Consider the following 23035-nt stretch of genomic DNA (forward strand, 5'->3'; position numbering starts at 1 on the left):
GCGGTGTAGGGCGGATGCTTCAGTCGAGCGGTGCCGCCTCCAGATGTGATAACATGCTGATGATCTGGTCACGTGCGAAAGCACTGTCTTCCAGTAGAGCGGCGGCGTCGCTCAGAGGTTTCTGGGGCTCTCGGGGGATCGGTTGTTCCAGTGCGCGACTGAAATCTGCCAACACGCCGAACTTCCCGGCGTGAGGCTCATGTGAAATATCCGGTTGTCCCGCCAGCCAGAAATAATGCGCGGCGGCATCGCGATCTCCAAGACGCAAAGACAAAGACGCGGCCCTCTCATAGTCTTTCGCCATTGCGTACGCTCTGGCGCGCAGCCGGTCCGCATCCTCGGTTTCATGCCCCTCGATTTCAAGGCGTGCCTGATCGGGCCGGCCGTTCGCCAACGCGGCCTGCGCCCGAACCATGGCGCGATCAACGCTCTGGTTTTGCAGGCGCTCAGTCAATGCCACGGCCGGTGCCCCAAACCCAAGATTGGCCAGACGTTTCGATATGACAACCGCAGTCTCGGATTGCAGGCTGTCACGGGTTGGCGTCGACATGCTGAGCGCATAACGCAAAAAGGTGATGTCATCCGCGCGTTCTGACATAAGCTGCATCACGCGGTTTCGGGTCTTGTTCCATCCAACGTCAGCAGGCGCATCACCCATTCTGCGCATTGCTTCGTCAAACGACTGGTGTAGACCCAGCGCCAGAACATACGTTTGCGCCATCATAGGGCCATCTTCAGATCGGCGAAGTTCCAGCGCAAAAGCCGCGGCGAGGTCCAGTTCGTGTTGCGCCATTCCCCCTCGGTCCCACCAGCGTTTTTCGACAAGCCGGGCAAGTGCTAACGGAGCCTGATCCGCCGGTGCAGATGTCGTGGCTTTGGCAAGCAGCGCCTCGGCCTCAGCCGTGTCGCCTTGGGCCGCAGCGATTTGGGCTTGTGCCAGCGTCATATCGGTGCTGCCTTTCGGAGCAATCCGGTCAACTGCCCTTAGAACACGCCGGGCCGCTTCCAACTGGTCGCCCCGAACCAGAATGTCTGCCAGAGCGGGCCCCAGATTCCTTCTCAGGTGAGCTGGGAGCTTTGCAAACGCCTGCTCGATCGCATTCGGGTTTGTCCCATGCTCAAGGTATCCTTCGGTCAGCGCAGCCCATAATGCGACGTCGCCGTCGCATTTTTGTTGCCCTCGAAACGGGTTGGGATCTGAAACGGGATCGCCGTCAACCAATTCGGCAATTGCTATCAATCTGTCGGCCTCTGGCCCGGTTTGGGATGTCAGGCCGATGACCTGCAATGCCTCTGCGCCGAACCCGTAATAGATATACAGATGCACAAGGTTTTTCGCGATGGAGGAGTCCAGTTTGTCGAACTCGCGATACAAACCAGCCCTTGAGGCGGCCAGCTGTTTTTGAAAGGGCGGCTCGCCCTTCCAGTTCTCAAGATTTAGATCCGCATCTGCGATACAGGGCGGCTCTGTTTCGATGGGTTTCAGGGACAAAGGGCCGATCCCGTGCAGGTCATCTAATACCGACGAGACCTGCAGGTTATTCAACCAAGCGTCAGAATCAGGATTTGTACCTGATGACGCAAGGGGGCGATCACCGACATTCGCGAGGTTCAGATCTATCAAATCACGGTCGGACCCTTGCAGCAGCCGTGACATCAGTTGTTCTTCCAGATTTGTGCGGGGCAACTGCAGCGGCAAAGACAGTGCGTTGCCGGGAAAATCCACTTCAACCTGCCGCTGAACGCGGGGCGGCAAAGGCAAGACAGGGAAGGGTTTTGAACTGACAGACGGCAGAAACCTGCCAGGTGCTATGTCGATGACAATCATTGAACCCCGGAATACATAGGCCGATGCTACGCATTCGCAGCCAAACTCCAGCTCAAGGCTTGCACCGGGTTCCGATTGTGTGGCCGAGATCAGGCGATTGCCGAACAACCGCGCAAACACGCCTTCCATGTCAAATGTCACGCCATCTACGGCAACGTCCAATCGGGCCCCTTTGTGCCGTGGCGTCAGAGTCCAGTTGCTGCCGACCGGTATCTGAACGACCAGGCGCGTGTAGGTGCCATGTTCGCCCGATCGCACGCGCAGTTCCTGTGCAATGGCGGTCGATCCTGCCAACAGAAACCCGAGAAAGACATATAAGATCCGGATCATGCGGCAGCCTGCTTGAGATCTTTCAACGCCTCTTCAAGTTCGGAAAAGCCGGGTCGATTGTGTGTGGGCGTATTTTGCCGTCCGACCTCAATGCACATGGCGGCATTGTGGTTGTGAAGATTCGCGACCAGAACTTCCTTGATCAACTGATAGAAATGGTTGTCTTCTTCGACCACGGCTTTCAGTTTTCCGGCGAATGGACCAACAAGCCCATAGGCCAGAAACACCCCCAGAAATGTGCCGACCAGGGCCCCGCCGATCAACTTCCCAAGCACCTCGGGGGGTTGATCTATTGAGCCCATCGTTTTGATGACCCCCAGAACTGCCGCCACGATGCCAAGGGCTGGAAGCCCATCAGCGACCGTTTGCAATGCGTGGCTGGAATGCATCGCGTGATGGAAATTCGCCTCCATCCGCTTTTCCAGAACTTCTTCGACCTGATGGGGGTCATCGTAATTCATGGCCGCTGACCGCATGGTGTCGCAAATCAGATCGACCGCCTCTTTGTCGGCCTGTATCTTGGGATAGGCTGAAAACAGGCTTGAAGAGGCAGGCTCTTCGATATGCTGCTCAACCTCAACCGGGTTTGATCGAGCGATACGGATGAGTGAAAACAGCAGGCAAAGCAAATCGCGATAGTCCTGGGGTTTCCATTTAGGACCTTTGAACACTTTTCCCATGTCTTTGACGGTGTGTTTGACCGCGCTCATGTCATTGCTGATAAGAAACGCGCCGACGGCAGCCCCGCCGATCATCATCATTTCGAACGGCAGGGATTTCAGGATAATGGTCATCTTGCCGCCTGCAGCCAGATAGCCGCCGAAAACCATGACGAAAATGACGACAATACCGATGAGTCCGATCATGAACGCTCTCCCAAACTCGGTGATATGTGGATGACAGGCACTGCGTTACTCCTTCGGTGCCTGAGCATTTCGCCCGGCCATAACCACACTGATCGTGTAGGCCGCTTGCGGGCTGAGCCCGGCCATCACAGCCGCCGCGGAATCTGGCGGCATGCGCGATAGAAAACCGGCGGCAAAAACCGGATCCATTGTTTCGAACAGCGCCGCAGCGTCTTTCGGTTTCATGTTCTGATAGACGTCGGTCAGCCGGGTCAGATCGTTTTCTGCGGCCTGGTCCGCCAAAGCCAGCGTTTCGCGCAGAGAGTCTTCGGCGTCCTGCAAGGCTGCCAATCGAGTTGCGATTGCCGTTCCTGCGATGTCCAACGCCTTTTCCTTGTCAATGATCGCATCTTCACGCTGATTCAGCTGTGCCTCGCGCTGCAAGAGCGCCGTCAGAAGGATTTGCAAATCGTCCGGGGTGCCGAGTTTGCCGCTTTTCTCGGTTTCGATCTTCTGTTCTGGATCAATTCCCAAAGCCAGCACCGGGCCTGCTTCCAACCCGATACGAATGATGGCCGAGCCGATCATGAGTAGTGAAATGACCGTTAGAACGCCTCCGCGCGACGCGTTGGATTTTTGGGCTGACCTGCGTTTCATTGTGCCGCTCCGGATTGCGGGCGGGCATGGCGAAAGAACAACAGTCCTTCCGGCGATTTTGAAGGTTTGGTTGTCTTGGCGTCGGGTTGCGTTGAAGCTTCCCCGGCTTCCCCGGCTTCCCCGGCTTCCCCGGCTTCCCCGGCTTCCCCGGCTTCCCCGGCTTCCCCGGCATTGTTCGGTCTCTCCGCCTCTGGCGGTGTCATGTCTTTTACTTCTGGCAAAACAACCTCCGCGACAGAGGTTGACCCAACCGGTTCGTCTGGCGCGATGTCATGCATCGACGCCATCATCAGCTCCAATTTCTGGGCAATCGTTTCCGCGCGATGAGTGAGATCCTGCAACACAACCCCGGACTGGTCCGACGCATGACGGGCCGAATCGAGTGTTTGCTTCAACTCATCGGCCTGCGATGACAGAACGGAAACCGCACCGCCTACGCCTTTTTCAAGATCTGTGAACCGTTTCAGTCGACGTGCCAGAACGAAGCAATACAATCCCGCCCCAAGCGCGCCCGCAACCAGCAAAATATCTGCGATCAGCTCCAATATCGCCTCCTAGTTCAGAACAAATTGCATGACGAGAACATCCCGCACGCGGCCGTCACCAACGACGATCTCGATCCGCCGCAGCAGATGGCCGCGAATCCGAACCAACGCTCGCGAATCCTCAAGATCGGGCAGTTCAATTGCACGCAGATAGGTGTTGAGGACGTCCATGATTCGCGGCTTCAACGTCTCGACATCGGCGGCATGGCCAGCGTCGACTTCCAGTTGCGCGTGAAACTTAAGATGGCGTGCGTCGCCCCCGTTCACCGAAACGATGACCGGCGGCAGATCGACAAAGACCACATCGGGCAGGGCCTTTACGCCTTGACCATTCTCTGTCGTCAGGGCGTCTTTTGGCGTCTCTGATCGCCCGATTGGCAAGAGACCGGACGATGTCAGGTAGTAACCGCCACCGGCCCCCGAAAGGGCCAGAATCAGACCCAGAATCATCCCAGATTTCCCAGATTTCTTTGGGCTTTCTGCCTGTTCTGCGGTTGCGTCGGTCATGCCGTCCTCATGTTTCGGTTCGGCAACCGTCATAACCCCACAGGGACTAACCGATTGTTAAGAGCAATCGTTCAAACAAGGGATCAGTCGCACAGAATGTCGACGAGTCGGAGGTGAGCGTGCAGCAGATCGGAACTGTCTGGGCAAGTTTGGACATGCGTAAGAAAATAACGGTGGCGGGCGCTGCTGCTCTGGTCTTTCTCGGCGTATTGGCGATGTCGCGAATCGCGACCGCCCCGTCGATGACGTTGCTCTACGCCGGGTTGGAGAACGGAGCCGCCGGGGATATCGTACGCACGCTGGATCAGCGCGGTGTGGCCTATGACATCAAGGGCGGCTCGATTTACGTCCCGGCGTCGCAACGCGATGAACTTAGGATGACCTTGGCCAGTGAAGGCCTGCCCGCCAACGGCAATCGCGGCTATGAATTGCTGGATACGCTCAGCGGTTTCGGGACCACATCACAGATGTTCGACGCAGCATATTGGCGCGCGAAAGAAGGCGAGCTGGCGCGCACGATTGTCGGCGGTCCTCATGTCAGCCAGGCGCGTGTGCATATCGCCAATGGATCAACAAACCCGTTTCAGCGCAGCGTCGCACCAACTGCATCGGTCTATCTCGTCCCGTCCGGAAGTCAGATCACCGGCGATCAGGCCAAAGCGATCCGGTTCTTGGTCGCGTCGGCTGTCACTGGGCTGAATCCGGAAGACGTCTCGGTCATTGATTCGAACGGGACCTTGATCGGGGCGCAGGACAGTGTCGCTGCGGGCGACACAGCGGATGACAAGTCCCGCCAGTTGCGAGAGCGAGTATTGCGATTGGTCGAAGCGCGGGTTGGCGCGGGAAATGCAGTGGTCGAAGTCAGTGTCGACACGGTGACGGAAACGGAATCCATTCGCGAACGTCGCTTTGATCCCAAAAGCAGGGTTGCGATCAGCACCGATGTGGAAGAACGCTCGGACAGTGCCCGCAATCAGTCGGCAGATGTGACCGTCGCATCAAACCTGCCGGACGGAGACGGTGCCGGTGGGGACGAGTCCAATTCCACCGCGACGCAGACCCGCGAGCGGGTGAACTACGAGGTGTCAGAAACCGAGCTTGAAGTGCACCGCGCGCCCGGGGCGATCAAGCGATTGACCGTTGCGGTTCTGGTCAATGGAACGCGTGCGGTTGACGGGGCCGGGGTCGAGGAATTTCGCCCGATGCCGCAGGATGAACTGGATGCCTTGCGCGAACTGGTGGCCTCAGCCGTGGGGTTTGATCCGGATCGGGGTGATGTGATCACTCTGAAATCGCTGGACCTTCCCACAGCGGAACCTCAGGGCACTTTGGCGGCGGCGACATTCTGGCAAAACCTTCACCTGGATGCGATGTCGTTGATCCAGATGGCAGTCTTGGCACTGGTCTCGCTTGTCCTCGGACTGTTCGTCGTTCGCCCGATCCTGACCAAGGCTGCCGCAACTCCGCCCCTGCTGCCCGCACAGACCGCTGAAGATGTGGCTGAGGAGAGTTATCTCGTCGGTGAAATCGCGACGGGGAATTCGCAGGATTATGCACGCCTTCCCGATGCGCCCGAGGGCAACCTACCTGCCATTTCGGGCGGTCAAAGCGAAGACGCGGTCAATCGTTTGCGTGCCATGATCGGCGACAAGCAGGAAGAGACGGTCGAAATCCTGCGCAGCTGGCTTGAAGAAAGTGAGGAGAGAGCGGGATGACCATCGCACATCTTCTTGAAGATTTTTCGGTTCAGCTCGGCGGTGGTTCGGTCCACCTTCTGGATGACGACGCGCTGGAGGAACAGCGCCTGTCTGCCTTCGAAAAGGGGTATGGTGCCGGGTGGGAAGACGCCTCACAAGCGCAGGAGCACCGTCGCGGACAGCTAAATGCGGATCTGGCAAGCGCGCTGTCAGACATGTCTTTCACCTATCACGAGGCGGTGACGCAGATGGCGCAGTCCCTTGCGCCGATGTTTCAGGCCCTGATGCAAACGATCCTGCCCCAAGCATTGGATCAGGGCTTTGTCCTGCGGTTGTCCGAACAACTGAGCAGCATGGCGCAGGAACAGATGGGCCAGCCCATGCAAGTGCTGGTCCCAGTCGGCATGGCAGAGCAGGTCGAGGCGTATATTCCCGATACGCTTCAGGCGCCGCTGCAGGTCATTGAAGACTCTGGTTTGAAGCAGGGGCAGGCGCGGCTGCAAGTCGGGGTTGCCCGCCGGGACGTGGATTGTACCGAACTTTTATCCGCCATCAGTGACGCGTTCGACGCGTATTTGTTTGAAGCAAGAAAGGTTTCGTCAAATGAGTGATCACTCATCCCAGAACCCGGAAAGAACCAACCCGTTTGAGGGCGTCCCGGTTGAAGTCACGGTCTCAGTCGGTCGCGCACGCCCTTTAATCAGAGATCTGCTGAATATGGGCGAAAACGCAGTCCTGACCCTGGACAAGCGGATTGAGGACCCGGTCGACCTGTATGTCGGCGACCAATTGGTTGCGCGCGGGGTGCTGGAGGAAATGGAAGGAGATCACAGCGGTCAACTGGCTGTGCGTCTGACCGAGATTGCCGATCTGCAAAATGGAATCGGTTGATGCGGACGGCGCTGTGGCTGATCAGTATTGTGGCCATGCTGTCGCCATCGCTGGCCGCGGCGCAGGATGTATCGCTGTCGCTGGGCGAGGGGGGCTCGATTTCGGCGCGGACGGTTCAACTGATCTTGTTGATCACAGTACTAAGTCTGGCCCCAGGGCTGGCTATCATGGTCACTTGTTTCCCGTTTCTCATCACGGTGCTGGCGATCCTTCGTCAGGGGATCGGATTGCAGCAATCACCGCCAAACATGCTGATCGTAAGCCTTGCGCTGTTCCTGACCTATTTCATCATGGAGCCTGTTTTTTCCGAGGCATGGGCCAGTGGCATCAAGCCCATGGTGGACGAAACGATGGAGGTTGAGCCTGCCTTGGAACGGGCGCTCGTTCCATTTCGGACCTTCATGGCTGCGCGGCTGGATGCCGATACCTTTCAGGCCATGGCCTCCCTGCGGCCTCAGGGTAACAACGTTCAGTTGTCGCCGGACGCTCCGCTCTCGGTGTTGATGCCATCCTTTATGCTGTCCGAGATTGCGCGCGCCTTTCAGATCGGGTTTTTGATATTCCTGCCTTTTCTGATCATTGATCTGGTCGTAGCTGCGGTGCTGATGTCGATGGGCATGATGATGGTCCCTCCGGCCACCGTGTCACTCCCGTTCAAGCTGGCGTTCTTCGTTATTGCGGATGGATGGGCGTTGATCGCAAGCGCCCTGGTGCGCAGCTATGTGCCGTAGCTACGTGCACATTGTGACCGGACCTGAAGGCCTGGTTGAACGTAGTGATTGACTTCGACAGGCTTTGCCGTGCGCCATCTGTGGTGGCCAAGGCACCATCTTGATGAGCAGCATGCGGTGACGGGCACTTCTGCCCAAAAAAGATGAGCTGTCCTGATCACATGTCAGGCAGTTTGAGGCATCATTTGCCGGAACCGCCTGACATGTGAAGGTCGATCAACCGATCTTGTTCATGTCCCTGATGAGGCGATTCAGATCGCCGCCGCGCGCGTCCAGCATGGCACCGACTTCGGTGCGCTCGGTCAGCAGCATGTTCACACCTTCGATGAACATGTTGAAGAACCGATCACGTCCCGACTTGTCCGAGACCAGAAATGTCACTTCAAAAGGTGAAGAACCTTGCAGCTTTACCGATGTGCGTACTTCGTACCCGGCCTTGATCTTACGCGCATTGCGAACGGTGACTTGCCCGCCAATGAACTCGCGGAAGCGCCGGCCGTATTTGTTGGCGATATAGCCCTGAAACGCGCTGGTGAACTGCCGGATTTGTGCCTGACTGGCGGACCGCCCATCGGCACCAAGCACATAACGCGCCATGATTGGAACATCGGCATATTGAACGAAAATCTTTTCGAAATCGCGCAGCATCGCATTCTCGGACTTGCCCGAGGCAATGACGCGGTTGATATCGTCCACCACACTGACAACCAGTGCTTTTGCGCTGGCTTCGGTTTGAGCAGAGGCAGGCAGTGCCGACAACATCACCCCGGCAATCCCGGTGGCGACAAAGTGGCGTCTATTCAGATGATTACTCGGCATAGGGGTCCTCGTAAGGGTCTAGAAAGGGGTCCCTGGTTGGGTCGGTCCCAATCTCGGCATAGGGGTCATCATACAGGTCTAGATAGGCATCCTCGTCATCGCGTGCCAGTTCAAAGCGACGGTTTTGCAGGTAAATCGATTGCGCCTGCCGGTAACTGTCGGCGCTTTCATACAAGATCGAGTCGACCGTATCCGAAAAGCGTCCGCGATCACCCATGCGCCGCACAACTTCGGCATAGACACCGATATTGTCCACCGGCCGAGTCGGGCTGAAGTTGATCGGGTTCGAGAACAGGTTGAACACGACACCGACGGCATCGCGCGTTGTGGAGGGGCCGTAAAAGGGCAGCTCGATATATGCGCCCTCGCCAAAACCCCAGACATGGAGGGTCTCGCCGAAATCCGTATCCACCGGCGGCAGGTTCAGTTCGCTGGCCGGATCAGACAGGCCGACGCCGCCGACGGTCATATTGATAGCAAAGCGCAGCAGTGCATTTCCTGATTGTTTCAGGTTGCCCTGCAGCAGATAGTCCAGCGCCTGTCCGGGCAATGTCAGGTTCTCGGCAAAGTGGCTGAAACTGGTGACCATCGGGTCGGGCACGATCTTGACATAGCCTTTCGAGGCCGGGCGAAACAGAAACCGGTCCACACCCAGGTTGAACTGGTGAATCGACCGGTTGGTATTTTCATAAGGATCGAACGTTTCGCCCCGTGCAGCTTCGTCGGCAGGCTGTTTCGCGCAGGCCCCAAGAGTCGCCACCAGCGACAGGATCATGAGGGGCTTCAATCGGACTTTGCTGAACACGGTCTTGGTACTCCACGTCGTTCGGTAACGGCGACCCCGAACAATTCATCAAAACTAACTTTGACTGTATGACACAGCCTAACTTTCCGTCACATAGATGTTTCACAACCAATTTGAAACAGCTTGCGTTTAACCTGCCGGACAGGCTTGCGTAAAGTGACACAAGTTCAACAGTTCGGAATGACAGGAGATGTGCCCGGACTGCAGGCAGAAACAAATTGGCGGTTTCATGCTTTTCGTTGCGCGTCTTCCCGGTTAGCGTCCGTCCGAGTCGAACAAAGGTAAGGATCACAACATGAGCATCGCAGCAAAACTGGAAACCCTGGGGATCACGTTGCCGGATGCACCGGCACCCGCGGCCAACTACGTGCCTTTCGTGCGGGTGGGCAATATCGTCTATGTCTCGGGCCAGATATCGAAAGACGATGATCTGATCACCGGGAAGCTGGGCGATGACATGGATGCCGAGGCCGGCGCAGCCGCCGCCAAAGTGTGCGCGATCAACCTGCTGGCACAGGTTCGGGCCGCTTGTGGCGGTGACATTGACAAGCTGGTGCGCGTGATCAAGCTGACCGGTTTCGTGAACTCGACTGCCGATTTCGCCGAGCAGCCGCAAGTGATCAACGGCGCATCCGATTTCCTGGTCGAGGCTTTGGGCGAGGCTGGTCGTCATTCGCGCTCTGCTGTCAGCGCTGCTGCATTGCCGTTTGGTGTGGCTGTGGAAATCGAAGGTATCTTCGAGGTCCAATGACACCCGCCTTGCCCCGCGCCTTTTTACAGGCCCCGATAGCGCATCGGGCGCTGCATGATCTGTCTGACAACCGCCCGGAAAACAGCCGGGCGGCTGTCCGCGCGGCTGTGGCCGCCGGATACGGGATCGAGATTGATCTGCAACTGACCTCCGACAACCGGGCAATGGTGTTTCACGACTATGACATGACCCGACTGACCGGACAGCCCGGCCCGATCCGGCAGGTCACGGCGGCGCAGGCGTCCGAAACCGCGTTGCTGCACGCGGATGACGGCATCCCGACCCTGGACGAAGTTCTTGAACTGGTTGCCGGGGCGGTGCCTCTGCTGATCGAGCTCAAGGATCAGGATGGCGCGATGGGCACGGATATCGGTCGCCTGGAGCAAGATACGGTGCGCGCATTGCAAGGCTATGACGGGCCAGTGGCGTTGATGTCGTTTAATCCGAATTCAATCGCGGAACTGGCGCGGCTTGCGCCTTATCTGCCGCGCGGATTGGTAACCTGTTCCTATCAGCCCAAAGCTGAGCTGTTGCCGCAGGCCGTATGTGACCACCTGCGCGAGATTCCAGATTTTGACAGGGTCGGAGCAAGCTTCATCAGTCATGAGGTTCACGACCTGGACCGCCCCCGCGTAGCCGAATTGAAAGCGCAGGGCGTTCCGATCCTGTGCTGGACAATCCGGTCGCCTGAACAAGAGGCAGAAGCCCGCCGGGTTGCCGATAATGTGACCTTTGAAGGCTACCTTGCCGCGCATCCGGGTTGAACCCATCCTCAGCCGTCACAGATAAAGATCAGACGCGGAGGGCACATGGATCAGGCGCAAATCGAGGTTCGGATACTGAATTCCCTGTCGCAGATTTCAGCGACCGAATGGGACAGCTGCGCCTGCCCCGAAGCCGCCGAAGGTGGCCGTCCGCTTGATCCGTTCACCACACACCGGTTTTTGCTGGCGCTGGAACAAAGCGGTTCGGTTGGGCGGGGAACTGGCTGGCAACCACAATATCTGACCGCCTATCTGGACGGAATGCTGATTGGCGCAGCTCCGATGTATGCCAAGTCGCATTCGCAGGGTGAATACATCTTTGACCATAGCTGGGCGCATGCCTATGAGAACGCCGGTGGGCGCTATTACCCCAAGTTGCAGATCGCTGTACCCTTTACTCCGGCGACGGGTCGGCGATTTCTGGTGCGTCCGGGATATGATGCGGTCGGAATTTCAGCTCTGGTTCAGGGGGCGGTGCAACTGGCGGCGGAAAATCAGGTGTCTTCGGTGCACGTGACTTTCTGCACCGAGGATGAGGCGATTGCGGGCGAGCAGATGGGCCTAATGGCGCGGCATTCGCAGCAATTCCATTGGTTGAACGACAGCTATGCGGACTTTGATGGGTTTCTGGCGGCGTTGTCTTCGCGCAAACGCAAGAACATCCGGAAAGAGCGGGCGCAGGCCAACGGGTTTGGCGGTGAAATTCGCACGCTTACCGGTAAAGATCTGTGTCCCGAGCATTGGGATGCCTTTTGGCGCTTTTATCAGGACACGGGTGCACGCAAATGGGGGTCTCCCTATCTGACCCGGCATTTTTTCGACATCGCTCAGGACACCATGGCTGACGACATGGCATTGGTTCTGGCCGAGAGAAACGGGTACCCGATTGCCGGAGCGCTGAATTTTATCGGACGTGAGACGCTGTTCGGGCGGTATTGGGGCTGTGTCGAACACCACGCCTGCCTGCATTTCGAATTGTGCTATTATAGGGCGATCGATTTTGCCATCGCTCATGGGCTGGCCCGGGTCGAAGCGGGCGCGCAGGGGGAACACAAGCTGGCGCGCGGATATTTGCCGACACGGACGCACAGCCTGCATTGGGTCGGCGATCCGGGTTTTGCGGATGCTATCAGAAAATATCTGGACGCCGAGGCACATGCGGTGGGAGAAGAAATCGAGATTCTGACGGATTACGGCCCGTTCAGAAAATCGAACCCGGAGGAACAGCAATGACCGAGCTATTGTCGACCGAGACGCGCGGGCCCCTTTTGGACCCGCTGTTCAAAACCGGCTGGACCATGGTCAAGGACCGAGATGCGATCACCAAGACATTTGTCTTCGACGACTTCGTGCATGCTTTTGGTTGGATGACCCAGGTGGCGATCTTTGCCGAGAAGTGGAACCACCACCCCGAGTGGTCCAACGTGTATCGGACGGTCGAAGTAACCTTATCGACCCATGACGTAGGTGGGCTGTCCGCGCTGGATGCGAAACTGGCCCGCAAGATGGACGGTCTTGTCTAGCGCCGTTCGCTCTCGGTTACCCCACCCGCCAGACGGGCTCTGCGATACATCTGGTTGAAATCTTCGGGCGATACAGTGCCGCCGCTGACATCTATGTTGCCCGAAATGCGAATCGTCCGGTTCCCGACAGAGTTGACAGTTCGGTTGAACGGATCGATCCGTAGGCAACTGTTTTGATAGCAGGTCAGGCCATCGGTGCTGATCTGAATCTTGGGCTGCCCATCCGGGCCCGTGACAATCGGGGCCTCAGGTACGTCACAAGCCGCCAGGGCAACCAATGCCCCCAATCCGATCCACTTTTGCATACGCTCCCCCGCTTTTGTTGCGGCCGGGTGCTAGTCTAGCCGGCCATTGCCATCCTGATCTGCAGCTTCGAAATCGCTCTGCATCTGAGCATCATATTCGGCTTTTGAAATAAGGTTGTCACCATTCTCGTCAACACCCTGAAATTGCTTGATATCCATGAACGGCTTTGTTTCGTCCTGACCCAAGGTGCCGTTCTTGTCGTCATCCATTTCCTGAAAAGCATAGTCCGAAAAGGCGTTGAATTCATCCTTCGATAAAAACCCGTCATTATTTGTGTCGATGGCTTTCAGTTCGTTTTCATGCAAGTCCGCAACAGTTTCAGCCGAGGCCGCACCGGCCAGCAGAAAGGCAGTCACGATCATCGTCCAGAATTTCATTGGGTTCTCCTCAGCATGCGTATCGCTGGCCTTCGAGGCCGCCGACTGTGGCCCCTGCCGCAGTCAGGATGGTTCTTCCCGATCCGCCGCCGAACTGATTGCCCAAAGCGCCCCCGATCAGAGCGCCACCCAAAGTACCACTCAGGCAGGCGATTTCATGCTGTCGTGCTGCCTGTTGTTGGGGGGTCGGGGCCGGGCCGCAGGCTGCAACGGCACCCGCTGCAGCCAAAAGAAGGGTAAATGCCTTCAGCTTCATCAAAACCTCCTTGAATTTATGCGCCGAGTATTTGCGCATCGGGGAGGTGTATCAAGTTAAATCAGAAGCGGCGGACCCGATGGTACCGGGGCTGCTTGAATTCAGATGACATCCAGCAGGCCCTCACCTGCCGAAATCTCGCAGGCGCCGGGGCTTTCTTCAAGGTTCAGTGCCGTGATCTTGCCGTCTTCGATCAGCATCGCATAGCGCTTGGAGCGTGCGATCAGGCCGACGGGCGGCGCGTCGAAATCCATACCGATGGCTTTGGTAAACTCCGACGCCGGATCGGACACCATCGTCAGGCCAGCGGCGGTCGCGCCGGTTGAGTCGCCCCAGGCGCTCATGACAAAGGGGTCGTTGACGGACAGGCACATGATTTCATCGACACCTTTGGCGTCGAATTGGTCCTTGGTGCGGATGAAGCTGGGAACATGTGCGGTGGTACAGGTGCCGGTGAATGCGCCTGGCACCGCAAAGATGACGACCTTGCGGCCTTGCGTCTTTTCCGAAACCCGAACCTCTTCCGGACCATCCGCACCCATCTGGATGAGCGTGGCATCGGGCAGCGTGTCACCTGTTGAAATCATTTTTATGCTCCTGTCGTTTGGATTTGCAGAGTCGGGCTTAGCCGCAATATAGGTGTTCGAAACAAAGTGACCACGGGAATTCTGCAGGGTGAGGGACAGATGAGCCATATTGTCGTGATCGGAGCCGGGCAGGCCGGTGCATCGCTGGTGGCACGGCTGCGCAAAGACGGGTTTGACGGTCAGATCACCCTGATCGGGGCCGAGCCGCATCTGCCCTATCAGCGCCCGCCCTTGTCTAAGGCCTATCTGCTGGGCGAGATGGAGCTTGAGCGTCTGTTTCTGCGGCCCGAGAGCTTTTATGCCGACAACAACATCACCCTGCGTCTGGGCCAGCGCGTGACGGGAATTGATCCGCAAGCCAAGACGGTTTCGCTGGGCGATGAGGTCATCGCCTATGATGAACTGGCACTGACCACAGGGTCAGACCCGCGTCGGCTGCCTGCTGCAATCGGCGGCGATCTCGCAGGCGTGCATGTGGTGCGCGATCTGGCCCATATCGACGAGATGGAACCCCGCGTGATCGACGGTGCCCGCGCGCTGATCGTGGGCGGTGGCTATATCGGGCTTGAGGCCGCCGCTGTTTGTGCCAAGCGCGGGGTCAAGGTGACCTTGGTCGAGATGGCCGACCGTATCCTGCAACGTGTCGCCGCGCCCGAAACCAGCGACTATTTCCGCGCGCTACATACCGAATACGGAGCCGATATCCGCGAAGGCGTCGGGCTGGATCGGTTGATTGGTGAGGATGGCAAGGTCACCGGTGCGATCCTGACTGACGGCACCGAACTGGAGGTCGATTTCGTCGTGGTTGGCGTGGGCATCGCGCCGTCGACTCAACTGGCTGAGATGGCAGGGCTGGAACTGGACAACGGGATCAAGACCGATGCCCATGGCCGGACGTCTGACCCTTCGATCTGGGCGGCGGGCGATTGCGCTTCGTTCCCGCATGGTGAGGGGCGGATTCGTCTGGAAAGCGTGCCCAACGCTATCGATCAGGCCGAGATTGTGGCCCAGAACATGCTGGGCGCTGCCAAAGACTATACCGCGACGCCGTGGTTCTGGTCGGACCAGTATGGCGTCAAGCTGCAGATCGCAGGCCTGAACACCGGCTATGATCGTGTCGTAACCCGCAAGGGTGAGGGCGCGACCGTGTCCTACTGGTACTACAAAGGTGATCAGCTGATCGCGGTGGACGCGATGAATGACCCGCGCTCTTACATGATCGGCAAGCGCCTGATCGATGCGGGCAAAACGGCAGATCCCGCCATTATTGCCGACGCGCAGGCGGACCTGAAACCGCTGCTCAAGGCGTGAGGATCATCGCGGGAGAATTCCGCGGCCGCGCATTGGCCTCGGTCGGCAAGGGAGACGCGGGCGCGCATCTGCGCCCGACCACAGATCGAGTGCGGGAAAGCCTGTTCAACGTGTTGACCCATCAAGTTGATTTCGATGGCCTGCGCGTTCTGGACCTGTTTGCCGGCACCGGAGCGCTGGGGCTTGAGGCGCTGTCGCGTGGCGCGGCCCATGTCACCTTTGTCGATGACGGGCGCGTGGCGCAGGGTCTGATCCGCCAGAATATTGACCTGACACGCAGCACCGACCACACCGATCTGATCCGCCGCGACGCCACCCGTTTGGGGGACAACCCCGGCGTGCCCTATGATCTGGTCCTTCTGGACCCGCCCTATGGCAAGGCTTTGGGTCAAAAGGCCTTGGCCGCTGTCACGCAGGGCGGCTGGCTGGCCGACGATGCCCTGATCGTGTGGGAGGAAAACGCACCGATGGCCGCGCCCGACGGGTTCACCCTGCAGGATGCGCGCAAATATGGCGACACGCATATCTCATTGATGTGGCGGGCAGGAGGCTGAGATGCACGATCTGGTCATTTTCGATTGTGACGGCGTTCTGGTGGACAGCGAAGGGCTGACCAATCAGGTGCTGGTCGACAATCTTGCGGGCTATGGCCTGCAGGTCTCGCTGACCGAATGCATGAACCTGTTCGTGGGCGGCACCATGAGCGGTGCCCACCAACAGGCGCGCAAACTTGGAGCTGATCTGCCGGACGACTGGGTCGAACAGATTTATGCCGAGGTGTACGCGGCGCTGCAGGCGGGAACGCCTCTGGTCCCGGGCATTCGCGAGGTGTTGGACCATTTGGATGCCAGCGGCACCGCATATTGCGTGGCCTCAAACGGCCGACCCGAGAAAATGCAGATCACGCTGGGCCAGAACGGTCTGTGGGAGCGGTTCAGCGACGTGATGTTCTCGGCTCAGGTGCTGGGCACCGCCAAACCCGACCCAACCCTGTTTCTGACCGCTGCGCAGCATTTTGGCGCAAAGACGCCGGTTGTGATCGAAGACAGCATAAGCGGCGTCACCGCTGCCATCCGGGCCAATATGCGCTGTCTGGCCTATGCGGCGCATGATGATGGCGCACACCTGTCCGCTCTGGGCGCCGAGGTTTTCACGCAGATGTCACAACTGCCCGAGCTGTTGGGACTCTGAGCCCGAAACATGCTAGGGTCCGGGAATGGACCGAGCAATTGCACCTGCGTTCTGGGCGTTTTCACAAGACACGGATGCCGACTCGACCACCGGGCCGCAGCCGAAACCGATGCGCGCGCCGGTCTTCATCCATGACGCGGTGATCCCGTGGCGGGATGAGACATTGTTGCTGAAGCTGATGCGCGATCAGGGCGCAGATCAGGACGAATAGGTCGGGTGGTATTTGCCGCCCGGTGACAGGGTGAAGATCTCGACCCCGTCCGCCGTCACACCCACCGAATGTTCAAACTGCGCCGACAATGACTTGTCGCGGGTCACGGCGGTCCAGTCATCGGCCAGCGTCTTTGTCTCGGGGCGGCCCAGATTGACCATCGGTTCGATGGTGAAGAACATGCCTTCTTCCAGCACAGCACCAGTGCCCGGACGCCCGTAGTGAAGGACATTCGGCGGCGCATGGAACACGCGACCCAGCCCGTGGCCGCAGAAGTCACGAACGACGCTCATCCGGTGTGCTTCGACAAAGGCCTGAATGGCGTGGCCGATATCACCGAAAGTGTTGCCGGGCTTGACCATCTCAATGCCCTTGAACAGGGCGTCATGGGTGACCTGGATCAGACGTTCCGCCTTGCGCGGCAGCTTACCCGCCACATACATGCGCGAGGTATCCCCGAACCAGCCATCGACGATGACAGTGACGTCGATATTCAGAATATCGCCCTCTTTCAGTTTTTTGTCGCCGGGGATGCCGTGGCAGACCACATGGTTCACGCTGATGCAACTGGCGTGCTGATAGCCCTTGTAGCCGATTGTGGCCGAAGTTGCGCCCGCATCCTCGACCATTTGTGTGATCATCCCGTCGAGCGCACCCGTGGTCTGACCCACAAACACATGTTCAGCAATGTCATCCAGTATCCGCGCGGCCAGCGCCCCTGCCGCGTGCATGCCGGCAAAGTCGCTTTGCTCATAAATGCGGATACCGTCCTTGGTCAGGCGGCCACGATGTTCTTTCATCGACGCATGGCTCCAAAAAAATTTGTGCGCAGCATGCCTTTTACGCTGCTTGCGCAGAAAGTACCAGAGGGTGTTAAGTCGCGGTGTCTTTCAACCGTTCAAATGGCGTTGAGCAGAGAAAATTCAAGCATCCACATCGTCACGTTCAGGATAACCTGCAGCAGCACCGAATCCTCACCCGGCAGGAAAAGCGAAAGCAGTCAGATGTTCAGATGGTCCGTATTGGTGATGGTTCTGGTTCTGACCGGCTGTCGGGACGAGGTGAAATTGCTGACTGGCCCCGAACTTGCGACAGAGCTGACCACGGACAGAAAAATCGCGTTCGAACGGTTTCACTACTCGGGTACCGCCCAGTTTCATCCCGACCGGACGTTCGAGGTTACCATTCCCCGTCTGGGCCGCGATACCGGGACCTGGTGGCTGGACGGCGACAAGATTTGCAGCCGCTGGGCGAATTTCCAACAAGGCAGAGAGCTTTGCGCTGTGGTTGGACAAAAAGAAGATGGGAAATACCGGGGTCAAAGCCCGAAATCCGGGGTTTTTCTGGGGGAATTTCGGTTTTTGAATTAAGCGCTGTCAAATAATCTTCCATTGACGGCCAGACTCTGCCCAGATGCCTTCGGGTGTAATCCGGGTTCCGCACACCACCCTCTCGACACCGGCGGCTTGTGCGCTTTCGAACGCTGCGGCGTAAGCCGGGTCGATATCTGCCGCCAATGCAAAGCGGTCGCAATCAGTGCGCTGTACGAGATAAAGCATGATGGCCCGGTGCCCTTGTCCCACCATGGCGGTTAACTCACCCAGATGCTTGGTGCCACGCGCCGTCACGCTGTCGGGAAACTCGGCCAGACCGGGCTGGCGCGAGAGCGTCACGCTTTTGACCTCGACATAGGCATCGGGCAAACCCGGTTGGGTCAACAGGAAATCGATGCGGCTGTTCTCGCCGTATTTCACCTCGGGGCGGACGGTTTCATAGGCGGCCAGTTCCGGGATGTCGCGCGCCATCAGCGCCGCCCGCAGCGCCCGGTTCGGCAGAGAGGTATCGACCCCGGTGAAATGCCCGTTCTCATGATCGACCAGCCGCCAGCCGTATTTCAGCTTTTTCTTCGGATCATCATTGGGCTCAAGCCAGATTTTCTCACCCGGTTCCGCCAATCCCATCATCGAGCCCGGATTGGCGCAATGCGCGGTGACCTCGCGCCCGTCCTCCAACGTGCAATCGGCCAGAAAGCGTTTATAGCGGCGGATCAGGCGGGCGGGGACAAGGGGGGTTTCAAATCGCATAGCCTAAGGCCTATACCTGCCCTAAGAGCCGATCAACAGGGGGTATGCGTCATGTCCAATCCAACCGCCGCGATGCTGGTGATCGGGGATGAGATCCTTTCGGGCCGCACGCGCGACGCAAACATGCATTATCTGGCCGGAGAACTGACCAAGCAGGGCATCGATCTGAAAGAGGTCCGCATCGTCAGCGATGAAGCCCCTGCAATTGAGGCTGCGGTCAGGGCTTTGGCGGACGCGCATGACCATGTCTTTACCAGCGGCGGCATAGGTCCAACCCATGACGATATCACCGCCGATTGCATTGCGCGTGCCTTTGAGACGCCGATTGACGTCCGCGAAGATGCGCGCGCGTTGCTTGAAGCGCATTACGACAACTCGGGTCTGGAACTGAACGCCGCCCGCCTGCGCATGGCGCGCATTCCGGACGGGGCCACATTGATCGACAATCCGGTTTCGACCGCACCCGGGTTTACCATCAAGAATGTCCATGTCATGGCCGGTGTTCCTTCGGTCTTTCAAGCCATGGTGGCGAGTGTTCTGCCCGGCTTGACCGGTGGCAGTCCGCTTTTGTCGCAGACCCTGCGCGTGAACCGGGGTGAAGGCGACATCGCAGCGACCCTGTCCGCGCTGGCCGAGGATTTCGACGATCTCTCGGTCGGATGCTACCCGTTCCAGATCAACGGCGTCTTCGGGGCCAATGTCGTGGTGCGGGGCACTGACGGTGCTCGGATCGATGCTGCCACCACCCGACTTGCGAAAGATCTTGATCTGTGAGTTTCAACTGGCCCGACATTGTGGACGGTACTTGGCCTGCTGCGCGCTATCAGCAGGTGGGTCCGTTTCAACTGCGTCAGGGCGAAGGCGGCGGATCCCGCGTGTCGGCGGCCAATGCGCTGGGCCCTGCGACCGAGGCGGATATCGAGGTCGCCGAAGCGGCGATGCAGGCCATGGGGCAAAACCAGATCTTTTGCCTCAGACCTGGTGACGAGGCGCTGGACGCCCGATTGCAGGCGCGCGGATATCAGGTTCTGGATCCGGTCAATATCTATGCCTGCCCGGTCGAACATCTGACGGATATTCCATTGCCGCGGGTCACGGTTTTCAATGTCTGGGATCCGCTGTCGATCATGCGCGAGATCTGGGCGCGAGGCGGAATTGGGCCCGCGCGACAGGCGGTGATGCACCGTGCACCGGGTCCGAAAACGGGGTTGCTGATCCGTCATCAGGACCAACCTGCCGGGGCTGGGTTTGTGGCCATGCACGATCAGATTGCCATGGTTCACGCGTTGGAAATTCTGCCGGATCACCGGCGCAAGGGTCTGGGTCAATGGGCGATGCGCGCCGCGGCCTTTTGGGCGCTGGACAATGGCGGCCAGACCCTTAGCGCGATCTGCACCAAAGCGAATGTGGGGGCAAACGCGCTTTACCAGTCGCTCGGGATGGAGATTGCCGACGAATACCACTATCGTCAGCATGTCTGAGGAGAGTGACGTGACATTTCAGGACCAGCCCACAGCCCTCGATTTGCCCGCGGTCGACCCTTTGCCGCCTGAGACACAGAAATACTTCGACATTTGCGTGAAAAAGCTGGGCATGGTGCCCAATGTGTTGCGGGCCCACGCGTTCGACATCGAAAAGCTGAACACTTTTACGGCGATGTATAACGATCTGATGCTGGCGGACAGCGGTCTGAGCAAACTTGAGCGCGAGATGATTGCGGTGGTCGTGTCGTCAATCAACAAGTGTTTTTATTGCCTTGTTGCCCATGGCGCGGCGGTGCGGCAATTGTCCGGTGACCCGCAGCTGGGGGAAATGCTGGTCATGAACTTCCGCGTTGCCCCGTTGGATGACCGTCAACGCGCGATGCTGGATTTTGCGGCCCGGATGACAACTGGCAGCGCAACGATAGAAGAGCCGGACCGCCAGCGGTTGCGCGATGTGGGATTTACGGATCGGGACATCTGGGACATCACCAACGTCACCGGTTTTTTCAACATGACCAATCGCGTGGCCAGTGCGACAGCGATGGTGCCCAATCCCGAGTATCACGCCCAGTTTAGATGACCCGTGTCCTGTCCCTCTTACTTTTGTTTGTGCCCGGGCCGCTGCTGGCTCAGGATCTGACGTTTCCGACAGGTGCCCGGCAGGTGTCAGAGCGTATCAGCCCCTTGGACAGCTACGATCTGCCAACGGGTGTGTTTTCTGACGGCACCGTTCCCTATCGGACAGCAGAAGGTCGTGTTGAGCGTCTGACATGGCGGTTGCAGACGGGATCAAGTACGACCTTGCAGATTTTGACCCCGTTGCGCGACCAGATTCAGGCGCAAGGCTTTGATATTTCGTTCGAATGTGAGGCTCGGGCCTGCGGTGGCTTCGATTTCCGCTTTGACACCGAAGTAGTACCCACACCCGACATGTATGTCGCCATCAACGATTATCGGTTTTTGGCCGCTGCCCGTGGCGACGAGGTCCTGAGTTTGCTGGTCAGCCGCAATGAACCGGACGGCTATGTGCAGATGATCCGGGTCACCCCGGTCGATGCGCCCCCCGCTCCGCCAATTGTTGTCGAAGAGACGGTGGAAAGTTCGGGCGGCCTGTTGGTCGATCTTCAAAGCGACGGGCATGTCATTCTGGGCGATCTGCATTTTAGCTCTGGCGAGACCACATTGGGCGAGGGCCCCTTCGCATCACTGGGCCTTTTATCCGGTTATCTGACGGATAATCCCGATGTGCGTCTGGCTTTTGTCGGACACACAGATGATACCGGCGCTTTACAGGCGAACATCAACGTCAGTATGCGGCGCGCCGAGGCCGTACGTAACCGCCTGATTGAGGAACATGGTATCTCTTCTGACCGGATCGAAGCGCAGGGCGCGGGATATCTTGCGCCGATCACTTCCAACGCAACGCCCGAGGGTCGTGAGCTCAACCGGCGTGTGGAAGCGGTTCTGCTGGTGAACTGACCGCCCACACGTGAATGAAGCGGTTGGAACGGTCGTGCCCGAAAATCCGATATGCGGATAAAAAAAGGCCCGTGCTAAGAAACACGGGCCGGTCAGTTACCGCAGGGAGAATTCTACCAATCCATCGGGCCTTTTTCGGCGTAGGAATGGACGAGGAAGTCGATGAAGGCGCGGACCTTCGGTTGTGTAAAGCGTCCCGGAGGATACACGGCATAGATGCCCTGAACTTCGTCCGGCAGTGAAGGCATGGCATCCACCACCTCACCCGTTTTCAGCGCATCCGCATACAGATAGCTGGGCAGATAGGCGATCCCAAGCCCCGAGATGGCGGCGTTCAGCAAGGACTGCCCGTCATTGACACTAAGCCAACCTGCTGTGCGCACCTGGCGCTTTTCGCCCGACGGCGCGGTCAGTTTCCAGACATTGCCCGAAGACTGGCTGGAATAGTGCAGCAGCTTGTGCTCGTTCAGATCGTCGATTTTCTGTGGCCGGCCGAACTGTTCGATATAGCTGGGCGCGGCAACCATGCGCTTGACTGTTTCGGTCAGTTTGCGGGCTCTCAGTGTGCTGTCTTCCAGCTCGCCGATGCGAACTGCCACGTCGAACCCTTCTGAAATCAGCTCTACAAAGCGGTTGTTGAGAACCATGTTCACGGTAATTTCGGGATAGGCAGACAGGAAATCCGACAGTACCGGCGACAGATGGTTCACGCCGAAATCCGTCGCCACACTGATCCGCAGCAGACCAGAGGGATCGGATTGCATCGATGTGACCAGCGCATCCGCTTCGCCCGCGTCATTCAGAACACGCCGGGCGCGGTCATAATAGGCCAATCCAATCTCGGTCGGTGACACCCGGCGCGTTGTCCGGTTCAGCAGACGTGCGCCCAGCCGGGCCTCAAGGCTCGACACGTGCTTGGATACGGCCGATTTGGAGATACCCATTTTCTTGGCCGCGTCAGTGAAACCACCTTGGTCCACCACGTTGGAAAAGGCCTCCATTTCGGTCAATCGGTCCATTCTCGTTCCCCAGGTCTTCTGTTCGTTGTCTCAATAT

At 58.4% G+C, this 23035-nt stretch carries 31 protein-coding genes; 17 read left to right on the plus strand and 14 right to left on the minus strand.

The window, feature by feature from the left end:
* Positions 1 to 19: 19 nt before the first annotated feature.
* The 5 genes from ACRZ9X_RS12270 to ACRZ9X_RS12290 are packed head-to-tail and all read right to left on the minus strand — an operon-like array spanning position 20 to position 4712.
* Positions 20 to 2158 carry a hypothetical protein gene (locus ACRZ9X_RS12270; RefSeq protein WP_480519199.1) on the minus strand — a complete coding sequence of 713 codons (2139 nt, stop codon included), beginning with the start codon at positions 2156 to 2158 and terminating at the stop codon, positions 20 to 22.
* Entirely contained in the window at positions 2155 to 3024 is an 870-nt protein-coding gene (gene motA / locus ACRZ9X_RS12275; protein ID WP_480519201.1) for a flagellar motor stator protein MotA, read from the minus strand. Before motA ends, ACRZ9X_RS12270 begins: the two co-directional genes overlap by 4 nt.
* A 45-nt stretch (positions 3025 to 3069) precedes the next feature.
* Complete coding sequence (locus ACRZ9X_RS12280; RefSeq protein WP_480519203.1) at positions 3070 to 3660, minus strand: MotE family protein; 591 nt, start codon at positions 3658 to 3660, stop codon at positions 3070 to 3072.
* Positions 3657 to 4205 (minus strand): hypothetical protein, encoded by a 549-nt coding sequence (locus ACRZ9X_RS12285; RefSeq protein WP_480519205.1) that lies wholly within the window; start codon positions 4203 to 4205, stop codon positions 3657 to 3659. Before ACRZ9X_RS12285 ends, ACRZ9X_RS12280 begins: the two co-directional genes overlap by 4 nt.
* A gap of 9 nt (positions 4206 to 4214) precedes the next feature.
* Positions 4215 to 4712, minus strand: a complete 498-nt coding sequence (locus ACRZ9X_RS12290; RefSeq protein ID WP_480519207.1) for a flagellar basal body-associated FliL family protein — start codon at positions 4710 to 4712, stop codon at positions 4215 to 4217.
* A gap of 119 nt (positions 4713 to 4831) precedes the next feature.
* On the opposite strand from ACRZ9X_RS12290, the gene fliF reads away from it, so the two are divergent.
* The 4 genes from fliF to fliP are packed head-to-tail and all read left to right on the plus strand — an operon-like array spanning position 4832 to position 8031.
* Positions 4832 to 6427, plus strand: a complete 1596-nt coding sequence (gene fliF / locus ACRZ9X_RS12295) for a flagellar basal-body MS-ring/collar protein FliF (RefSeq protein ID WP_480519209.1) — start codon at positions 4832 to 4834, stop codon at positions 6425 to 6427.
* Complete coding sequence (locus ACRZ9X_RS12300) at positions 6424 to 7020, plus strand: FliH/SctL family protein (RefSeq protein ID WP_480519211.1); 597 nt, start codon at positions 6424 to 6426, stop codon at positions 7018 to 7020. The genes fliF and ACRZ9X_RS12300 overlap by 4 nt, the downstream gene beginning before the upstream one ends.
* Positions 7013 to 7300, plus strand: coding sequence for a FliM/FliN family flagellar motor switch protein (locus ACRZ9X_RS12305; RefSeq protein WP_480519213.1), 288 nt, complete (start codon positions 7013 to 7015; stop codon positions 7298 to 7300). Before ACRZ9X_RS12300 ends, ACRZ9X_RS12305 begins: the two co-directional genes overlap by 8 nt.
* On the plus strand, positions 7300 to 8031 hold the full coding sequence (gene fliP, locus ACRZ9X_RS12310) for a flagellar type III secretion system pore protein FliP (RefSeq protein WP_480519214.1): 732 nt from the start codon (positions 7300 to 7302) through the stop codon (positions 8029 to 8031). The genes ACRZ9X_RS12305 and fliP overlap by 1 nt, the downstream gene beginning before the upstream one ends.
* 216 nt (positions 8032 to 8247) lie before the next feature.
* Here fliP and ACRZ9X_RS12315 read toward each other — a convergent pair whose 3' ends face one another.
* Positions 8248 to 8850, minus strand: coding sequence for an MlaC/ttg2D family ABC transporter substrate-binding protein (locus tag ACRZ9X_RS12315; protein WP_480519216.1), 603 nt, complete (start codon positions 8848 to 8850; stop codon positions 8248 to 8250).
* Positions 8840 to 9625, minus strand: a complete 786-nt coding sequence (locus ACRZ9X_RS12320) for an MlaA family lipoprotein (protein ID WP_480519218.1) — start codon at positions 9623 to 9625, stop codon at positions 8840 to 8842. The genes ACRZ9X_RS12315 and ACRZ9X_RS12320 overlap by 11 nt, the downstream gene beginning before the upstream one ends.
* A gap of 325 nt (positions 9626 to 9950) precedes the next feature.
* Between ACRZ9X_RS12320 and ACRZ9X_RS12325 the strand changes: the two genes are divergently transcribed.
* Genes ACRZ9X_RS12325 through ACRZ9X_RS12340 form a run of 4 tightly spaced genes read left to right on the plus strand, consistent with a single transcriptional unit; the run spans position 9951 to position 12693 of the window.
* On the plus strand, positions 9951 to 10406 hold the full coding sequence (locus ACRZ9X_RS12325) for a RidA family protein (RefSeq protein WP_480519220.1): 456 nt from the start codon (positions 9951 to 9953) through the stop codon (positions 10404 to 10406).
* Positions 10403 to 11170, plus strand: coding sequence for a glycerophosphodiester phosphodiesterase family protein (locus tag ACRZ9X_RS12330; RefSeq protein ID WP_480519222.1), 768 nt, complete (start codon positions 10403 to 10405; stop codon positions 11168 to 11170). Before ACRZ9X_RS12325 ends, ACRZ9X_RS12330 begins: the two co-directional genes overlap by 4 nt.
* Positions 11171 to 11215: 45 nt before the next feature.
* The gene (locus ACRZ9X_RS12335; RefSeq protein ID WP_480519224.1) at positions 11216 to 12403 is read left to right on the plus strand and encodes a GNAT family N-acetyltransferase; all 1188 of its coding nucleotides are present in this window, start codon (positions 11216 to 11218) and stop codon (positions 12401 to 12403) included.
* On the plus strand, positions 12400 to 12693 hold the full coding sequence (locus ACRZ9X_RS12340) for a 4a-hydroxytetrahydrobiopterin dehydratase (RefSeq protein WP_480519226.1): 294 nt from the start codon (positions 12400 to 12402) through the stop codon (positions 12691 to 12693). The genes ACRZ9X_RS12335 and ACRZ9X_RS12340 overlap by 4 nt, the downstream gene beginning before the upstream one ends.
* Here ACRZ9X_RS12340 and ACRZ9X_RS12345 read toward each other — a convergent pair.
* From ACRZ9X_RS12345 to ACRZ9X_RS12360, 4 genes are all read right to left on the minus strand, one after another.
* Positions 12690 to 12998: a hypothetical protein gene (locus ACRZ9X_RS12345; RefSeq protein ID WP_480519228.1), complete on the minus strand. Its 309-nt coding sequence runs from the start codon at positions 12996 to 12998 to the stop codon at positions 12690 to 12692. The genes ACRZ9X_RS12340 and ACRZ9X_RS12345 overlap by 4 nt on opposite strands.
* Positions 12999 to 13028: 30 nt before the next feature.
* Positions 13029 to 13376, minus strand: a complete 348-nt coding sequence (locus ACRZ9X_RS12350) for an EF-hand domain-containing protein (protein ID WP_480519230.1) — start codon at positions 13374 to 13376, stop codon at positions 13029 to 13031.
* Positions 13377 to 13386: 10 nt separating this feature from the next.
* Complete coding sequence (locus ACRZ9X_RS12355; RefSeq protein WP_480519232.1) at positions 13387 to 13632, minus strand: glycine zipper 2TM domain-containing protein; 246 nt, start codon at positions 13630 to 13632, stop codon at positions 13387 to 13389.
* Positions 13633 to 13733: 101 nt separating this feature from the next.
* Entirely contained in the window at positions 13734 to 14219 is a 486-nt protein-coding gene (locus ACRZ9X_RS12360; RefSeq protein WP_480519234.1) for a redoxin family protein, read from the minus strand.
* Positions 14220 to 14318: 99 nt separating this feature from the next.
* Here ACRZ9X_RS12360 and ACRZ9X_RS12365 point away from each other — a divergent pair, with 99 nt between their 5' ends.
* The 4 genes from ACRZ9X_RS12365 to ACRZ9X_RS12380 are packed head-to-tail and all read left to right on the plus strand — an operon-like array spanning position 14319 to position 16932.
* Positions 14319 to 15530 carry an NAD(P)/FAD-dependent oxidoreductase gene (locus ACRZ9X_RS12365; protein WP_480519236.1) on the plus strand — a complete coding sequence of 404 codons (1212 nt, stop codon included), beginning with the start codon at positions 14319 to 14321 and terminating at the stop codon, positions 15528 to 15530.
* Entirely contained in the window at positions 15527 to 16084 is a 558-nt protein-coding gene (gene rsmD / locus ACRZ9X_RS12370; protein ID WP_480519238.1) for a 16S rRNA (guanine(966)-N(2))-methyltransferase RsmD, read from the plus strand. Before ACRZ9X_RS12365 ends, rsmD begins: the two co-directional genes overlap by 4 nt.
* 1 nt (position 16085) lies before the next feature.
* Positions 16086 to 16721 (plus strand): HAD family hydrolase, encoded by a 636-nt coding sequence (locus tag ACRZ9X_RS12375; protein WP_480519240.1) that lies wholly within the window; start codon positions 16086 to 16088, stop codon positions 16719 to 16721.
* Positions 16722 to 16746: 25 nt separating this feature from the next.
* Positions 16747 to 16932, plus strand: a complete 186-nt coding sequence (locus tag ACRZ9X_RS12380; protein WP_480519242.1) for a hypothetical protein — start codon at positions 16747 to 16749, stop codon at positions 16930 to 16932.
* Here the strand turns inward: ACRZ9X_RS12380 and map are convergent.
* Positions 16920 to 17732 (minus strand): type I methionyl aminopeptidase, encoded by an 813-nt coding sequence (gene map / locus ACRZ9X_RS12385; protein ID WP_480519244.1) that lies wholly within the window; start codon positions 17730 to 17732, stop codon positions 16920 to 16922. The two genes, ACRZ9X_RS12380 and map, sit on opposite strands and share 13 nt — an antisense overlap.
* Before the next feature lie 204 nt (positions 17733 to 17936).
* Here map and ACRZ9X_RS12390 point away from each other — a divergent pair, with 204 nt between their 5' ends.
* Entirely contained in the window at positions 17937 to 18302 is a 366-nt protein-coding gene (locus ACRZ9X_RS12390; protein ID WP_480519246.1) for a hypothetical protein, read from the plus strand.
* A gap of 6 nt (positions 18303 to 18308) precedes the next feature.
* Here the strand turns inward: ACRZ9X_RS12390 and sfsA are convergent, their stop codons facing one another.
* Complete coding sequence (gene sfsA, locus ACRZ9X_RS12395) at positions 18309 to 19016, minus strand: DNA/RNA nuclease SfsA (RefSeq protein WP_480519248.1); 708 nt, start codon at positions 19014 to 19016, stop codon at positions 18309 to 18311.
* Positions 19017 to 19067: 51 nt separating this feature from the next.
* On the opposite strand from sfsA, the gene ACRZ9X_RS12400 reads away from it, so the two are divergent.
* From ACRZ9X_RS12400 to ACRZ9X_RS12415, 4 genes are read left to right on the plus strand one after another with little or no spacing between them, the layout of a single operon-like run.
* On the plus strand, positions 19068 to 19790 hold the full coding sequence (locus ACRZ9X_RS12400; protein ID WP_480519250.1) for a competence/damage-inducible protein A: 723 nt from the start codon (positions 19068 to 19070) through the stop codon (positions 19788 to 19790).
* On the plus strand, positions 19787 to 20497 hold the full coding sequence (locus ACRZ9X_RS12405; protein WP_480519252.1) for a GNAT family N-acetyltransferase: 711 nt from the start codon (positions 19787 to 19789) through the stop codon (positions 20495 to 20497). The genes ACRZ9X_RS12400 and ACRZ9X_RS12405 overlap by 4 nt, the downstream gene beginning before the upstream one ends.
* The gene (locus ACRZ9X_RS12410) at positions 20490 to 21080 is read left to right on the plus strand and encodes a peroxidase-related enzyme (protein WP_480519254.1); all 591 of its coding nucleotides are present in this window, start codon (positions 20490 to 20492) and stop codon (positions 21078 to 21080) included. Before ACRZ9X_RS12405 ends, ACRZ9X_RS12410 begins: the two co-directional genes overlap by 8 nt.
* Complete coding sequence (locus ACRZ9X_RS12415; RefSeq protein WP_480519256.1) at positions 21077 to 21979, plus strand: OmpA family protein; 903 nt, start codon at positions 21077 to 21079, stop codon at positions 21977 to 21979. Before ACRZ9X_RS12410 ends, ACRZ9X_RS12415 begins: the two co-directional genes overlap by 4 nt.
* A 113-nt stretch (positions 21980 to 22092) precedes the next feature.
* On the opposite strand, the gene ACRZ9X_RS12420 is transcribed toward ACRZ9X_RS12415, so the two are convergent.
* Positions 22093 to 22998 (minus strand): LysR family transcriptional regulator, encoded by a 906-nt coding sequence (locus tag ACRZ9X_RS12420; RefSeq protein WP_480519258.1) that lies wholly within the window; start codon positions 22996 to 22998, stop codon positions 22093 to 22095.
* Positions 22999 to 23035: the final 37 nt, after the last annotated feature.

This window comes from Ruegeria sp. AL1 (assembly GCF_056540905.1).

What these genes read in the sequence shown, in the direction of transcription:
- ACRZ9X_RS12270 (WP_480519199.1), bottom strand. Translation starts at nt 2,158, where the DNA reads ATGATCCGGATCTTATATGTCTTTCTCGGGTTTCTGTTGGCAGGATCG.
- ACRZ9X_RS12335 (WP_480519224.1), top strand. Translation starts at nt 11,216, where the DNA reads ATGGATCAGGCGCAAATCGAGGTTCGGATACTGAATTCCCTGTCGCAG.
- motA (WP_480519201.1), bottom strand. Translation starts at nt 3,024, where the DNA reads ATGATCGGACTCATCGGTATTGTCGTCATTTTCGTCATGGTTTTCGGC.
- ACRZ9X_RS12330 (WP_480519222.1), top strand. Translation starts at nt 10,403, where the DNA reads ATGACACCCGCCTTGCCCCGCGCCTTTTTACAGGCCCCGATAGCGCAT.
- sfsA (WP_480519248.1), bottom strand. Translation starts at nt 19,016, where the DNA reads ATGCGATTTGAAACCCCCCTTGTCCCCGCCCGCCTGATCCGCCGCTAT.
- ACRZ9X_RS12350 (WP_480519230.1), bottom strand. Translation starts at nt 13,376, where the DNA reads ATGAAATTCTGGACGATGATCGTGACTGCCTTTCTGCTGGCCGGTGCG.
- ACRZ9X_RS12325 (WP_480519220.1), top strand. Translation starts at nt 9,951, where the DNA reads ATGAGCATCGCAGCAAAACTGGAAACCCTGGGGATCACGTTGCCGGAT.
- ACRZ9X_RS12415 (WP_480519256.1), top strand. Translation starts at nt 21,077, where the DNA reads ATGACCCGTGTCCTGTCCCTCTTACTTTTGTTTGTGCCCGGGCCGCTG.
- ACRZ9X_RS12420 (WP_480519258.1), bottom strand. Translation starts at nt 22,998, where the DNA reads ATGGACCGATTGACCGAAATGGAGGCCTTTTCCAACGTGGTGGACCAA.
- ACRZ9X_RS12340 (WP_480519226.1), top strand. Translation starts at nt 12,400, where the DNA reads ATGACCGAGCTATTGTCGACCGAGACGCGCGGGCCCCTTTTGGACCCG.
- ACRZ9X_RS12375 (WP_480519240.1), top strand. Translation starts at nt 16,086, where the DNA reads ATGCACGATCTGGTCATTTTCGATTGTGACGGCGTTCTGGTGGACAGC.
- ACRZ9X_RS12355 (WP_480519232.1), bottom strand. Translation starts at nt 13,632, where the DNA reads ATGAAGCTGAAGGCATTTACCCTTCTTTTGGCTGCAGCGGGTGCCGTT.
- map (WP_480519244.1), bottom strand. Translation starts at nt 17,732, where the DNA reads ATGAAAGAACATCGTGGCCGCCTGACCAAGGACGGTATCCGCATTTAT.
- ACRZ9X_RS12290 (WP_480519207.1), bottom strand. Translation starts at nt 4,712, where the DNA reads ATGACCGACGCAACCGCAGAACAGGCAGAAAGCCCAAAGAAATCTGGG.
- ACRZ9X_RS12400 (WP_480519250.1), top strand. Translation starts at nt 19,068, where the DNA reads ATGTCCAATCCAACCGCCGCGATGCTGGTGATCGGGGATGAGATCCTT.
- ACRZ9X_RS12300 (WP_480519211.1), top strand. Translation starts at nt 6,424, where the DNA reads ATGACCATCGCACATCTTCTTGAAGATTTTTCGGTTCAGCTCGGCGGT.
- ACRZ9X_RS12390 (WP_480519246.1), top strand. Translation starts at nt 17,937, where the DNA reads ATGTTCAGATGGTCCGTATTGGTGATGGTTCTGGTTCTGACCGGCTGT.
- fliP (WP_480519214.1), top strand. Translation starts at nt 7,300, where the DNA reads ATGCGGACGGCGCTGTGGCTGATCAGTATTGTGGCCATGCTGTCGCCA.
- ACRZ9X_RS12320 (WP_480519218.1), bottom strand. Translation starts at nt 9,625, where the DNA reads ATGATCCTGTCGCTGGTGGCGACTCTTGGGGCCTGCGCGAAACAGCCT.
- ACRZ9X_RS12380 (WP_480519242.1), top strand. Translation starts at nt 16,747, where the DNA reads ATGGACCGAGCAATTGCACCTGCGTTCTGGGCGTTTTCACAAGACACG.
- ACRZ9X_RS12315 (WP_480519216.1), bottom strand. Translation starts at nt 8,850, where the DNA reads ATGCCGAGTAATCATCTGAATAGACGCCACTTTGTCGCCACCGGGATT.
- ACRZ9X_RS12360 (WP_480519234.1), bottom strand. Translation starts at nt 14,219, where the DNA reads ATGATTTCAACAGGTGACACGCTGCCCGATGCCACGCTCATCCAGATG.
- ACRZ9X_RS12280 (WP_480519203.1), bottom strand. Translation starts at nt 3,660, where the DNA reads ATGAAACGCAGGTCAGCCCAAAAATCCAACGCGTCGCGCGGAGGCGTT.
- ACRZ9X_RS12365 (WP_480519236.1), top strand. Translation starts at nt 14,319, where the DNA reads ATGAGCCATATTGTCGTGATCGGAGCCGGGCAGGCCGGTGCATCGCTG.
- ACRZ9X_RS12305 (WP_480519213.1), top strand. Translation starts at nt 7,013, where the DNA reads ATGAGTGATCACTCATCCCAGAACCCGGAAAGAACCAACCCGTTTGAG.
- ACRZ9X_RS12345 (WP_480519228.1), bottom strand. Translation starts at nt 12,998, where the DNA reads ATGCAAAAGTGGATCGGATTGGGGGCATTGGTTGCCCTGGCGGCTTGT.
- ACRZ9X_RS12410 (WP_480519254.1), top strand. Translation starts at nt 20,490, where the DNA reads ATGTCTGAGGAGAGTGACGTGACATTTCAGGACCAGCCCACAGCCCTC.